This window comes from Arthrobacter sp. B3I4 (genome assembly GCF_030816855.1).
GTDB lineage: Bacteria > Actinomycetota > Actinomycetes > Actinomycetales > Micrococcaceae > Arthrobacter.
The window spans coordinates 2,815,033-2,828,486 of record NZ_JAUSYK010000001.1; the positions used below are offsets into that span (position 1 = coordinate 2,815,033).

Below are 13,454 nucleotides of genomic sequence, written 5' to 3' on the forward strand. Positions count from 1 at the left end.
TACCTACCCTAGTTGTCTCTTGGTTGTTTAAGTTGTCGCGGGCGGAAGAACGGCCGGCGTCGGTCCCGGGTCCGAAAATGGGCCCGGGACGGAGCTACAGGACCGCGATTGCCCGGTCGGTCGGCGCAACGGGCGCCGGAAGAATGGTGCTTCCCATCAGGAACTTGTCCACCGCTGCGGCGCACGCGCGGCCCTCGGCGATCGCCCAGACGATCAGGGACTGCCCGCGGCCGGCGTCCCCGGCAACGAAGACGCCCTCGGTGTTGGTCATGTAGTAGCCGTCCCGGGCCACGTTGCCGCGGCCGTCGAATTCGGCGTGCACCTGCTCGGTGATGCCAGCCGGCTCCGCGCCGGTGAAGCCCAGGGCCAGGAAGACCAGATCGGCCGGAATGATCCGCTCGGTGCCGGCCTTGGGGACGCGCTTGCCGTCCACGAACTCGGTCTCGGCGACCTTCACCCCGGTCAGCTTGCCGTCCTCGCCGACGAACTCGACGGTGGAGGCCAGGTAGGTCCGTTCGCCGCCTTCCTCGTGCGCGCTGGCCACCTCGAACAGGGTGGGGAACGTCGGCCACGGCTGGTGCGCGGCGCGCTCGGCGGACGGCTGCTTGCCGATCGCCAGCGTGGTCACCGACGCCGCGTGATGCCGGTGGGCGGTGCCCAGGCAGTCCGCGCCGGTGTCGCCGCCGCCGAGGATCACCACGTGCTTGCCGGCCGCGTTGATCTGGTTCTCCACCGTCTCACCGGCCACGGCGCGGTTGGCGGGGACAAGGTAGTCCATCGCGAAGTGCACACCCTCTAGCTCGCGGCCCGGGATCGGCAGGTCACGCGGCACGGTGGCTCCCGTGGCGACCACAATGGCGTCGTACCGCCGGCGCAGCTGCTCCCAGGTCACGTCCTTGCCGACCTCGACGCCGGCCCGGAAGCGGGTGCCTTCGGCCTTCATCTGGTCCAGGCGGCGGTCCACGTGTTCTTTTTCCATCTTGAAATCGGGGATGCCGTACCGCAGCAGCCCGCCGATCTTGTCGTCGCGCTCATAGACGGCGACGGTGTGGCCGACCCGGGTCAGCTGCTGCGCGGCAGCGAGCCCGGCCGGGCCGGAGCCGACGACGGCGACCGTCTTGCCGGTCAGGCGTGCCGGCGGCAGCGGCGTGACGAAGCCGTTGTCGAACGCCTGGTCCGCAATGGACACCTCGACCTGCTTGATGGTCACGGCGGGCTGGTTGATGCCCAGCACGCAGGACGCCTCACAGGGCGCCGGGCAGAGCCGGCCGGTGAATTCGGGGAAGTTGTTCGTGGCGTGCAGCCGCTCGATCGCTTCCTCCCCCTTGTCCCGCCAGATCAGGTCGTTCCACTCTGGGATCAGGTTGCCCAGCGGGCAGCCCTGGTGGCAGAACGGCACGCCGCAGTCCATGCAGCGGCCGGCCTGGGCCTTCAGGACACCCTTCTCCTGGGCTTCGTACACCTCTTTCCAGTCCATGATGCGGACCGGAACGGGACGGCGCGGCTGGGTTTCACGCTGGCGTACTTTCAGAAATCCGCGTGGATCAGCCACCGGTCACCTCCAGGATTCGAGACCAAACTTCTTCGCCGTCGGGGTCCAGGCCCTCTTCGATGGCGTCAAGACGGGTTTGCAGTACTGCCGCGTAGTCCCGCGGCAGCACCTTGGTAATGCGGGCAGCGGTGTTGTCGAAGTCCTCGAGCAGCCGGGCCGCAAGCAGCGACTCGGTTTCCTCAAGGTGCTTGACCAGCAGCCCGCGGACAATGTCGCGGTCCTCGGCGTCCAGTTCACGCAGCTGCAGCTCGCCGGCGTCGAGGGCCTGCTTGTTGACCCGCTCGGACTGCAGGTCCAGCACGAAGGCCGTGCCGCCGGACATGCCGGCGCCGAAGTTGCGGCCGGTGCGCCCGAGAATGAGCGCCTGGCCGCCGGTCATGTACTCGCAACCGTGGTCACCGATGCCCTCGACGACGGCGGTCGCACCGGAGTTGCGCACCATGAAGCGCTCCCCCACCTGCCCGCGCAGGAACAGCTCACCGCTGGTGGCGCCGTAACCGATCACGTTGCCGGCAATGACGTTCCGTTCCGCCGCAAAGACGTTGCTGCGGTCCGGCCGGACGATGATCCGGCCGCCGGAGAGGCCCTTGCCGACATAGTCGTTCGAGTCACCGAACATCCGCAGCGTGATGCCGGCCGGCAGGAAGGCGCCCAGCGACTGGCCGGCGGTGCCGGTCAGGCTGATGTCGATGGTGTCCGGGGCGAGCACGTCGGTGCTGAAGGTCTTGGTGACCGCGTGCCCGAGCATGGTGCCGACGGAACGGTCGGTGTTGATCACGTTCACGGCGATCTTCACCGGAGTGCGGTCGCTGAGGGCTTCGGCAGCCATCGCGATCAACCGCTGGTCAAAGTGCTTGTCCAGCTCGTGGTTCTGGCCGGTCAGGTTCCGCAGCGGGGCGTCGTCGTCGAACTCCAGTCCGTGCAGGATCGGGTCCAGGTCCAGCCCTTCGGCCTTCCAGTGGCTGATCGCGTCGCGGGCGTCGAGCATTTCGGCGTGGCCGATCGCTTCCTCGAGGCTCCGGAAGCCGAGTTCGGCGAGGATCTCGCGGACCTCCTCGGCGAGGAACTCGAAGAAGTTGACCACGAACTCGGGCTTGCCGGTGAAGCGTGAGCGCAGCTCGGGGTTCTGCGTGGCGACACCCACCGGGCAGGTATCCAAGTGGCAGACGCGCATCATGATGCAGCCGGAGACCACCAGCGGCGCGGTCGCGAAGCCGAACTCCTCGCCGCCGAGCAGCGCGGCGATCACAACGTCGCGGCCGGTCTTGAGCTGGCCGTCCACCTGGACCACCACGCGGTCGCGCAGGCCGTTGAGCATCAGCGTCTGCTGCGTCTCGGCGAGGCCCAGTTCCCACGGCACCCCGGCGTGCTTGAGCGAATTCAGCGGCGAGGCGCCGGTGCCGCCGTCGTGCCCGGAAACCAGGACGACGTCGGCCTTGGCCTTGGTGACGCCGGCCGCAACGGTGCCGATGCCGACCTCGGAGACCAGCTTGACGTGGACCCGCGCCGAGGGGTTGGCGCGCTTTGCATCGTAGATCAGCTGCGCGAGGTCTTCGATCGAGTAGATGTCGTGGTGCGGCGGCGGGGAGATCAGTCCGACGCCGGGCGTGGAGTGCCGGGTCCGGGCCACCCAGGGGTAAACCTTCTGGGCCATCAGCTGGCCGCCTTCGCCGGGCTTGGCACCCTGGGCCATCTTGATCTGGATGTCGTCGGCGTTGGTCAGGTACAGGCTGGTGACGCCGAAACGGCCGGAAGCGATCTGTTTGACCGCGGAACGGCGCGTGGGGTCCAGCAACCGCTCCACGTCCTCGCCGCCTTCACCGGTGTTGGACTTCCCGCCGAGCCGGTTCATCGCGATCGCGAGGGTCTCGTGGGCTTCCTGTGAGATGGAGCCGTAGCTCATCGCGCCGGTGGAGAAGCGCTTGACGATGCTGGAGACCGGCTCCACTTCCTCAAGCGGAACCGCGGGGCGCAGCCCGCCCTTGAACTTGAGCAGTCCGCGCAGGGTCATCAGGTTCTGGGACTGGTCGTCCACGCCGCGGGTGTAGGCCTTGAAGATGTCGTAGCGGCGTTCACGCGTGGCGTGCTGAAGCCGGAACACCGTCTCCGGGTTGAACAGGTGCGGTTCGCCGTCGCGGCGCCACTGGTACTCGCCGCCGCCCAGCAAGGGCTGGTGCGGCTGCTCGATGCCGTTTTCGGGGTACGCCATCCGGTGCCGCGCCGCGACTTCCGCGGCGATGACGTCCAGGCCGACGCCGCCGAGCTGGGAGTGGGTGCCGGCGAAGTACTCGTCCACGAGCTCCTGGCCGAGGCCAAGCGCCTCGAAGGTCTGGGCGCCGGTGTACGAGGCGACCGTGGAGATGCCCATCTTGGACATGATCTTCAGGACACCCTTGCCGAGGCCCTTGATCAGGTTGTACACCCCGTCATGCGCGCTGACGCCGGTGACGTCGCCGGCAGCGATGAGCTGTTCGACGGATTCCATCGCTAGGTACGGGTTGACGGCCGAGGCGCCGTAGCCGATGAGGACGGCGATGTGGTGGGTTTCGCGGACGTCGCCGGCCTCGACCACGAGGGCGGTCTTGGTGCGGTTGGCGCTGCGGAGCAGGTGGTGGTGCACCGCGCTGACCAGCAGCAGGGACGGGATCGGCGCCCACTGGGCGTTCGAGTCGCGGTCCGAGAGCACGACGTACTGCACGCCGCGGTTGATTGCACCGGAGACCTGCTCGCAGATTTCGGTCAGCCGGGCTCGGAGCGCGTGTTCGCCGCCCTCGGGGCGGTACAGGCCGCGGACCTTCATCGCGACCCGGTCGCCGTCGGCGTTCTCGATGTTCGCGATTTTGGCCAGTTGGTCGTTGTTGATCACCGGGAACGGCAGCGAGACCTGCGGTTGGCGGACCTGCTTGGTATCCAGCAGGTTGCCGTTGGGTCCGATCGCGCAGGTCAGCGATGTAACGAGTTCCTCGCGGATTGCGTCCAGCGGCGGGTTGGTGACCTGCGCGAAGGACTGCACGAAGTAGTCGAAGAGCAGCCTCGGCCGCTTGGAGAGCACGGCCACCGGGGTGTCCGAACCCATGGCGCCCAGCGGTTCGGCGCCGGTGCGGGCCATCGGGCCGAGCAGGATCTTCAGTTCCTCGGTGGTGTAGCCAAAGGTGCGCTGGCGGATGTTGACCGACGCGGCGGTGTGCACGACGTGCTCGCGCTCGGGCAGGTCCTTGAGGTCGATCAGGTTTTCTTTGACCCATTCGGCCCATGGGTTCGCCGCGGCCACCTCGGCCTTGACCTCGGCGTCGTCGATGATCCGGCCCGCCTCGGTGTCCACCAGGAACATTTTGCCCGGCGAGACGCGGCCCTTCTTGACCACTCTGGAAGGTTCGACGTCGATGACGCCCACCTCGGAGGCGAAGACGACCAGACCGTCCTCGGTAATCCAGTAGCGGCCCGGGCGCAGCCCGTTGCGGTCCAGGGTGGCGCCGACGAGGTCCCCGTCGGTGAAGGACACGGCGGCCGGGCCGTCCCACGGCTCCATCAGCATCGAGTGGTACTCGTAGAACGCACGCCGCGCCGGGTCCATCGTGGCGTGGTTCTCCCAGGCCTCCGGGATCATCATCATGATCGAGTGCGTGATGGGCCGGCCGGAGAGCCAGAGCAGTTCCGCGACCTCGTCGAACGAGGCCGAGTCGGAGGCGCCGGGGGTGCAGATCGGGTACAGCTCCTCGGGGCTGTCCCCGAGCAGCGGGTTGGCCAGCTGCGACTGCCGGGCCCGCATCCAGTTCCGGTTGCCCTTGACCGTGTTGATCTCGCCGTTGTGCGCGATGGTGCGGAACGGCTGGGCCAGCGGCCAGGACGGGAAGGTGTTGGTGGAAAAGCGCGAGTGGACGATCGCGAGCTTGGTCTTGAACCGCTTGTCCGACAGATCCGGGTAGAACGGTTCCAGCTGGGCGGTGGTGAGCATGCCCTTGTAGACGATGGTCCGGGAGGACAGCGAGGGGAAGTACACGCCGAACTTGTTCTGCGCGCGCTTGCGGATCCGCCAGGCGCGGGAGTCGAGTTCGTTCCGGGAGAGCGTTTCGCCCGTCGCGGAGGCCAGGAACGGCTGGGAGAAGTACGGCATGCAGGCGCGGGCCATGGCTCCGACGAGGTCGGCGACGATCGGGACTTCGCGCCAGCCGAGGACGGTGAGCCCCTCGTCGGCGGCAAGGCCCTCGATGCCGGTCCTCGCGGACTCGGATTCGCGCTGTTCGGCCGGAAGGAACGCGGTGCCGACGACGTATTGTCCTGCGGCGGGCAGTTCGAAGTCGGTGACCGCGCGGAAGAATTCGTCCGGGACCTGCATCAGCAACCCGGCGCCGTCGCCGGTTCCCTCGTCCGCGCCGACGGCGCCGCGGTGCTCGAGGTTGCGCAGGGCGGTGAGGGCAGCGTCGACGATGTCGTAGCCCGGCTCGCCGCGCAGGGTGGCGATGATGGCCAGCCCGCAGGCATCCTTCTCTTGCTCAGGGTTGTAGAGGCCGGCGGCCGGCGGCAGTGCCGCGAATCGCTTGAACGGCGATACTGCGGCCGCGGGCTCTTCCGGGCCGGACCAACTGGGGCTAGGCAGGGTTTGGGTCATGAGAGACGTCCTTCCTCCTGATCGTGCGTATGGGAGGGACAACATTGGCCCGATCGGTGCGCCGGTGTGACGGGCACAACAACGTGAATTTAGCTACTCGAATTGTAGGCCAGCACCGCATTCTGGACGAACAGTTACGCGGGCCGCTGGCCGGGGTTGCATGGCTGCAGTTGTCTGCTGTCCCCTGCAATCCCTGGTGCCACGACGTTGTGGACCCGGGCTCCACTGGCGGTCGCCGTGTAGCCCGGTATACGGGGCTGACCTACTTGATCTTGTCAGCGTCCGGCGCGGTTCCGGCGGCCCGGCGGCCGGAGCGCCCGACTGCTGGTTCTCCGGTGGCGGGCTTTGCTTCGCCGGTAGTTTCCCCGCCGGCTTCGGTCTGCACCGAGGCGCGGTCCGCACCGTTTTGATTCTCCGGGAGATTATCACGGGATTCAGATTCTGAGACAGCAGAGTCCGAATGGTGGATGGCCGGCACCGGGGCTTTTTCCGTCTTCACTTCGCCGGTGCGACGGTCTTCGGCGTCGCCGGCCAGGTCAGCGTCGCTGGCCTTGTCTGCGTCGGCTTTATCCGCGTCAGCCTTATCCGCGTCAGCCTTATCCGCGTCTGCCACTGCCTTGCCGTTGTCGGCGTCGGCCGGTTCGCGGCCGGGCAGGTACACGTTATCCGGAACGTCGCGCTTTCGCAGCCCGAGCACGATGAACGCCACCAGGGCGGCGGTGAGCACGAGGACGCTGGTCCAGACGTTAAGCCGGGTGGTGATGCCGAAGAGACTGATCTGCTCGGCGTCGTCAATCCGCATGGCCTCGATCCAGACGCGTCCGAGGGTGTAGTAGATGGCGTACAGCCAGAACAGCCGGCTGCGGCGGAAGTTGAATCGTCGGTCCAGTGCCAGCAGCAGCAGAACTCCGACGAGGTTCCACAGAGATTCGTAGAGGAAAGTGGGGTGGAACAGCGTGTCCGCGGGCATGCCCGCCGGGAAGTTGGGGTTGTCGGCGTCGACCTGCAGTCCCCAGGGCAGCGTGGTGGGGCCGCCGAAGAGTTCCTGGTTGAAGTAGTTGCCCCAGCGGCCGATCGCCTGGGCCAGCAGCAGCCCGGGCGCCGCTGCGTCCACGAAGGCGCTCAGTTTGACCCCCGCGCGGCGGCAGCCGATCCAGGCGCCGACGGCACCCAGCACCACGGCTCCCCAGATCCCCAGGCCGCCGCGCTGGATCTGCGGAATCAGCGACAGGTCGCCGGTGCCGTCGAAGCCCGGGCCGAAGTAGGCGTCCGGGGAGGACACCACGTGGTAGAGCCGGCCGCCGATGATGCCGAAGGGGATCGCCCAGATGGCGATGTCCCAGACGCTGCCTTCAGGTGCGCCGCGGCGGGCCCACCGCACGGAGGTCAGCCAGAGCCCGGCAATGATGCCGGCGAGGATGCACAGCGCGTACGCGTGGATGCGCAGCGACCCCCAGGGCAGCGGGATATCGAACCCGGACCAGTCCGGGCTCGGAATGCTGGCGGGAACCATCGCTGCCGCTCGGAGGACTGACTGCATCGCTTACGCTTCTTCCTTGCTGAGACCGGTGCTCAGCTCCTTCGTCAGGGACGCTACCGCATCAACGCCGCCCTCACCGATCGCCGCGACGAGGGCGGTCCCGACGATCACGCCGTCGGCATAGGCGGCGATTTCGCGGACGTGGCCGGCGTTGGAGACGCCCAGGCCGACGCAGACGCGCTCGGCGCCGGCGGCGTGGGCCGCGGCAACGACGTCCTTGGCAGCGGAGCTGACCGAGGTGCGGGCGCCGGTGACGCCCATGATGGAGACGGCGTAGACGAAGCCGCGGCTCGCGTCCACGGTGCGTTTCATCCGTTCCGGGGTGGAAGACGGCGCCACCAGGAACACCCGGTCCAGGCCGTGTTTGTCCGAGGCCGCCATCCATTCAGCGGCCTCGTCGGGGATCAGGTCCGGGGTGATCAGACCGGCTCCGCCGGCTTCGGCGAGCCGGCGGGAGAATTCGTCCACGCCCATCCGGACCACGGGGTTCCAGTAGGTCATGACCAGGACCGCGGCGTCGGTCCTGCTCGTGATGCCGCGGACGACGTCGAACACCTGGCTGACGTGGAAGCCCTTGGCAAGCGCTTCGGTCGTGGCTGCCTGGATGACCTGGCCGTCCATCACCGGATCCGAATACGGAATGCCAATCTCGATCAGGTCGGCGCCGTTTTCGGCCAGGGCGATGCCGGCGGCAATGGTGTCCTCGACGCTCGGGTATCCGGCGGGCAGGTAGCCGATCAGCGCGGCGCGGCCCTGGGCCTTCGCGCGGTCAATCGCCGCGGCGGACTTGCTGGCGTACGGCGCGTCGCTGGTTCCGGCGCTGTTCTCTGCGCTGGCTCCGGCACTGTTCTCTGCGGTGCTCACAACTGTTCACCCTCCTGGGCGATCTCGGCTTCGGGTGAATCCTTGTCCAGCAGGTCAAACCATTCAGCGGCGGTCGCCACGTCCTTGTCGCCACGGCCGGACAGGTTGACCAGCACGATTTTCTCGGCCGGGTCGCCCGTGCCGTCCCCGGCGTCGGCGGCGAGCCGCTGGCCCACCTTGATGGCCCCGGCGAGGGCGTGGGCGGACTCGATGGCGGGGATGATGCCCTCGGTGCGGCACAGCAGGCGGAAGGCCTCCATGGCTTCGCTGTCCGTGATCGGTTCGTAGCTGACCCGGCCGATGTCCGCGAGGTAGGAGTGCTCCGGTCCGACGCCGGGGTAGTCCAGCCCGGCCGAGATGGAGTGCGACTCGACGGTCTGGCCGTCCTCGTCCTGCATCAGGTAGGACCTTGCGCCGTGCAGCACGCCCGGCCGGCCGAGGGTGATGGTGGCGGCGTGGCGGCCGGTTTCGACGCCGTCGCCGCCTGCCTCGAAGCCGTAGATCTTCACCGACGGGTCATCAAGGAAGCCGTGGAAGATGCCGATGGCGTTGGAGCCGCCGCCGATGCAGGCGCAGACAGCATCCGGCAACCGGCCGGTCTGGTCCAGGATCTGGGCGCGAGCCTCTTCGCCGATGACCTCGTGGAAGTAGCGCACCATCGCCGGGAAGGGGTGCGCTCCGGCGGCGGTGCCCAGCAGGTAGTGGGTGCTGTCCACGTTGGCGACCCAGTCGCGGAGCGCTTCGTTGATGGCGTCCTTGAGCGTCTGGGAACCGTTGGTCACCGGGATGACGGTGGCGCCGAGGAGTTCCATCCGGGCCACGTTGAGGGCCTGCCGGCGGCAGTCCTCGGCGCCCATGTAGACCACGCATTCAAGGCCCAGCAGGGCGGCGGCCGTGGCGCTGGCGACACCGTGCTGGCCGGCCCCGGTCTCGGCAATGACCCGCGTCTTGCCCATGCGCTTGGCCAGCAGCGCCTGGCCCAGCACGTTGTTGATCTTGTGCGAGCCGGTGTGGTTCAGGTCTTCGCGCTTGAGGAAGATGCGCACTCCCCCGGCGTGCTCCGCGAAGCGCTTGGCTTCGGTGAGCAGCGACGGGCGGCCCGAGTAGTTCTTGTTCAGCTCCGCGATCTGGGCGGTGAACTCCGGATCGGCCTTGGCCTTCTCGAAGGTGTCCTCGAGTTCGTCGAGGGCGGCGATCAGGGATTCAGGCATCCAGCGGCCGCCGTAGGAGCCGAAGTAGGGCCCCGGGGCGTGCCGCAGGGAGGGTGTGCCCTGCGGTCCGTTGTCGTCGGGTCGGTTGCCCTGCAGGAACGCGTCCGCGGGGCTTTCCTCTGAGCCGGCTGTTGGTGCATCGACCATCAGTCTCACCATCCTGTTCCACTGCTAACTAGATCTTTGGTGCCGCACTGACACGCCGCGGTGCCCGGCCGGTGGTCCGGTCCGGCCTCGAGTCAGGAGCGTGCGGCGATTTCTTCGGCCCCGGCGGCCATGAATTGCGCGATCCGCTCGCGCGGGGTTGCGTCGCTGACCAGCGCTTCGCCCACCAGGACAGCGTTGGCGCCGTTGGCCGCGTAGTGGCGGACGTCGTCGACGCCGCGTACTCCCGACTCGCCGACCACAAGGGCCCCGGCGGGGATCGCGGCGGCGAGTTCGGCGAAAACGGACCGGTCGACGTCGAGCGTCTTGAGGTTGCGGACGTTGACGCCGATGATCCTGGCGCCAGCGGCGACGGCACGGTCCACTTCGCCGGGCGTGTGCGTCTCGACCAGCACGTTCATGCCCAGTTCCCGGCTGAGCGCTGCATACTCGCGCAACTGCTCATCGGAGAGCGAGGCGACGATCAGCAGGATCAGGTCGGCGCCATGCGCGCGCGCTTCCCAGATCTGGTACTCGTCGATCATGAAGTCCTTGCGCAGCAGCGGAATGTCCACCGCCGCCCGGACTGCGTCCAGGTCTGCGAGCGAACCGTTGAAGCGCCGCTGTTCGGTGAGGACGCTGATCACGGCCGCGCCGCCGTCGGCGTACTGCACCGCAAGCGAGGCCGGGTCTGCGATGCTCGCCAAAGCGCCCTTGGACGGACTGCTGCGCTTGATTTCGGCAATCACCTTCAGCCGGTCCCGGGCGGTGTTCCCGCCCAGGGCGGCCCAGGCGTCGCGGGCCGGCGCTGTCTGGGCAGCGCGGTCTTTCAGTTCGGCAAGCGGAACGAGCCGCTGACGGGCCTCCATATCCTCCCTGACACCGGCATTGATGTCATCGAGAACAGTCACCCTTAGTGGCCGGCGTTCTTCAGCTTGCTGCCGCCGACGCCGTAACCGGCTTTGCGCATGATGAAGCCGACGACGAGGCCGATCAGCATGACGACCACTCCGGCGATGAAGATCGGGGTGTTGGCGATGACGAAGGCGATGGATGCGATGAGCGCGCCGACCAGCATGATGGCAACGGTGGTCCAGGCGGCGGGGCTGTTGCCGTGGCCAATCGGCTCGCTGTGGTCAACGTGGTCGTAGATTCCGGGGCCGGCGGCCTGGCTTGCGGAAACAGGGGCTTTGCTCATGGAAATCTCCTCAGGATCAATACTGCTTATATTCTGCCATTCATTGGCGGAGCTGTTGGCCGCGCGGCTACCGGGTGTCGCTCAGGTGGGATCGTCGCCGCGTGAGAGACGGTCCCAGCTGTCGATCTCGTCGGTCGGCCGGTCTGGGTCCGGGACGCTGCCGGTAGCGGCGGCGTCGTATTTGGTCCGGCTCTTCCAGTGCCGGCCGGCCGGGACGAGCACAAGGGCGCTGAGCCCCAGCAGCGCACCGGCGACGACGGCGAGGACAGGGAAAGCGGTGACCCCGACCTGGACGTTGCTGCCGCTGATCCCGGTAGCGGCAGCGATGGAGCCTTGAGCGGCCGCGAGCGGGTCGGCCAGTACGGTGGCTGCGGCGGCGACGATCCCTGCGGCAGCGAGCACGATGATGGCGGTGATCACCCAGCGCGCGATGCGGCCGGCGATCGAGGCGGCAAGCCCGCCGGCGAGGGCGACGAGGGCGAGGGCGGTGACCGTGGTGGCGGCCTTGCTGCCCTGGACCTGGAGCCCGTCCTGGCTGCTGACGCCCTGGCCCAACTGGCTGGGGTCAAGGTGCACGGTGAGCCAGGTCTGGGTGGTGGTGCCGAACACGGCCAGGGCCAGCGCGGCGATGACCAGCACCAGGGTGGACTTGCGGGCCCAGCGCGGAACAGCCGGGCTGGTGCTCCTGACCGTGCTGCCGGCTCCGCTGGTTGCAGCCCCGCTCATTTCTGCTCCGCTCGATTCCGCCGCGCTCATTTCTGCTCCGCTCACTGCTGCTCTGCTCCGGCGGCCGGCACCGTCTCGGCCGTGACGTTGTGCAGCGACTGGGCGGTGTGGACGGCCCGCATCGGGGCGGCGGCCTTGTTGATGGTTTCAATCGCCTCGGTGGCGTTGACCGAATCGGCCACGATCCCGCCGCCAGCCTGGACGTAGGCGCGGCCGTCGCGCAGAAGCGCGGACCGGATGGCGATTGCCATGTCCATGTCGCCGGCGAAGTCGAGGTAGCCGACCACGCCGCCGTAGATGCCACGGCGGTGAGGTTCCAGCTCGTCCAGCAACCGCAGGGCGCGCGGCTTCGGGGCGCCGGAGAGCGTTCCGGCCGGGAAGGTCGCCTTGAGGACGTCGTAGGCGGCGGATTCGGGGGCGAGCTTGCCGACCACGGTGGATACCAGGTGCATGATGTGGCTGAAGCGCTCCACCTCCATGAACTGGGTAACGTCCACGGTGCCGGCCACGCAGACCTTGGAAAGATCGTTGCGGGACAGATCCACCAGCATCAGGTGTTCGGCGCGTTCCTTCTGGTCCGCGAGCAGTTCCTCGGCCAGGGCCTTGTCCGCCTCGACGGTCTTGCCGCGCGGGCGGGAGCCGGCGATCGGATGGGTGATGACCTCTTCGCCCGTGACCGTCACGAGGGCCTCCGGGGAAGAGCCGACGATCGAGTACTGGCGGCCGTCGGCGTCCTCGAGGCTGAACAGGTACATGTACGGGCTGGGATTGGTGTTCCGCAGGACGCGGTAGACGTCCAGCGGGTCGGCGCCGCAGTCCATTTCAAAGCGCCGGGAGATGACCACCTGGAAGACTTCGCCGTCGACGATCGCTTCCTTGCTGCGGTCGATGGCGGCGAGGTAGTCGTTCTCGTCCCAGCGTTCCTGCACGCTTGAGGCGAAATCGAGGGCGGCGGCCTCGAGCACGGAGACGGGCTGTTCGGTGGGGGTGCTGACCTTCGCGAGGAGGTCCTTCACCCGCGCGACGGCGTCGTGCCAGGCTTCATCCACCCGTTCGGAGCTGTTGTCGAAGTTGATCGCGTTGGCGATCAACAGCACGGTCCCATCCATGTTGTCGTGTACGGCCATGTCCTTGACGAGGTTGAGCGCCATTTCCGGCAGGTGGAGGTCATCTTCCGGCGGGCTGGTGAGCTTTTCCCAGTGTCGGACGGTTTCCCAACCGAGGAATCCGACAAGTCCTGAAGTGAAGGGCGGCAGACCTTCGAAACGTTCGGTGTGCAGGGCCTGGATGGTGTCCCGAATGGCGTCGACGGGGCTGCCGTCCAGCGGTACGCCCACCGGCGGCTCGCCGAGCCAGTGCGCCTGCCCATCCCGGGTGGTCAGCGTGGCGCGGGACTTCGCGCCGATGAAGGAATACCGGGACCAGGCTCCGCCTACCGCGGCGGACTCGAGCAGGAAGGTTCCGGGCTGGCCGTGGGCGAGCTTGCGGTACAGCCCGATCGGGGTCTCGGCATCAGCCAGCACCTTCAGCCGGACCGGGATGACGCGGCTGCCAACGGCGAGTTCCCGGAATTCGTCCAGGCTGGGGCTGATGATTCCGAGGTCCTGCAT

General features: G+C 67.9%; 9 protein-coding genes. All 9 read right to left on the reverse strand.

Features of this window, described 5'->3' with window-relative positions; translation table 11 throughout:
* Positions 1 to 94 precede the first annotated feature (94 nt).
* Complete coding sequence (locus tag QFZ61_RS13380; RefSeq protein WP_307036802.1) at positions 95 to 1,552, reverse strand: glutamate synthase subunit beta; 1,458 nt, start codon at positions 1,550 to 1,552, stop codon at positions 95 to 97.
* A complete protein-coding gene (gene gltB / locus QFZ61_RS13385; protein ID WP_307036804.1) occupies positions 1,545 to 6,161 on the reverse strand; it encodes a glutamate synthase large subunit in 4,617 nt (1,538 codons plus the stop codon). Before gltB ends, QFZ61_RS13380 begins: the two co-directional genes overlap by 8 nt.
* A gap of 262 nt (positions 6,162 to 6,423) precedes the next feature.
* Entirely contained in the window at positions 6,424 to 7,701 is a 1,278-nt protein-coding gene (gene lgt / locus QFZ61_RS13390) for a prolipoprotein diacylglyceryl transferase (RefSeq protein ID WP_307036808.1), read from the reverse strand.
* Positions 7,702 to 7,704: 3 nt separating this feature from the next.
* A complete protein-coding gene (gene trpA, locus QFZ61_RS13395) occupies positions 7,705 to 8,475 on the reverse strand; it encodes a tryptophan synthase subunit alpha (RefSeq protein ID WP_307038198.1) in 771 nt (256 codons plus the stop codon).
* Between the two features lie 86 nt (positions 8,476 to 8,561).
* A complete protein-coding gene (gene trpB, locus QFZ61_RS13400; protein ID WP_307036810.1) occupies positions 8,562 to 9,923 on the reverse strand; it encodes a tryptophan synthase subunit beta in 1,362 nt (453 codons plus the stop codon).
* A 92-nt stretch (positions 9,924 to 10,015) separates the two neighbouring features.
* Positions 10,016 to 10,831: an indole-3-glycerol phosphate synthase TrpC gene (gene trpC, locus QFZ61_RS13405; protein ID WP_307036812.1), complete on the reverse strand. Its 816-nt coding sequence runs from the start codon at positions 10,829 to 10,831 to the stop codon at positions 10,016 to 10,018.
* Positions 10,832 to 10,833: 2 nt separating this feature from the next.
* Positions 10,834 to 11,118, reverse strand: a complete 285-nt coding sequence (locus tag QFZ61_RS13410; protein ID WP_307036814.1) for an HGxxPAAW family protein — start codon at positions 11,116 to 11,118, stop codon at positions 10,834 to 10,836.
* Between the two features lie 81 nt (positions 11,119 to 11,199).
* The gene (locus QFZ61_RS13415) at positions 11,200 to 11,844 is read right to left on the reverse strand and encodes a Trp biosynthesis-associated membrane protein (protein ID WP_307036817.1); all 645 of its coding nucleotides are present in this window, start codon (positions 11,842 to 11,844) and stop codon (positions 11,200 to 11,202) included.
* A 41-nt stretch (positions 11,845 to 11,885) separates the two neighbouring features.
* On the reverse strand, positions 11,886 to 13,454 hold the full coding sequence (locus QFZ61_RS13420; protein ID WP_307036819.1) for an anthranilate synthase component I: 1,569 nt from the start codon (positions 13,452 to 13,454) through the stop codon (positions 11,886 to 11,888).

Bases quoted from the DNA above. Each gene is read 5' to 3' on its own strand.
- gltB (WP_307036804.1), bottom strand. From the start codon at position 6,161: ATGACCCAAACCCTGCCTAGCCCCAGTTGGTCCGGCCCGGAAGAGCCC.
- lgt (WP_307036808.1), bottom strand. From the start codon at position 7,701: ATGCAGTCAGTCCTCCGAGCGGCAGCGATGGTTCCCGCCAGCATTCCG.
- trpB (WP_307036810.1), bottom strand. From the start codon at position 9,923: ATGGTCGATGCACCAACAGCCGGCTCAGAGGAAAGCCCCGCGGACGCG.
- QFZ61_RS13410 (WP_307036814.1), bottom strand. From the start codon at position 11,118: ATGAGCAAAGCCCCTGTTTCCGCAAGCCAGGCCGCCGGCCCCGGAATC.
- QFZ61_RS13415 (WP_307036817.1), bottom strand. From the start codon at position 11,844: ATGAGCGGGGCTGCAACCAGCGGAGCCGGCAGCACGGTCAGGAGCACC.
- QFZ61_RS13420 (WP_307036819.1), bottom strand. From the start codon at position 13,454: ATGCAGGACCTCGGAATCATCAGCCCCAGCCTGGACGAATTCCGGGAA.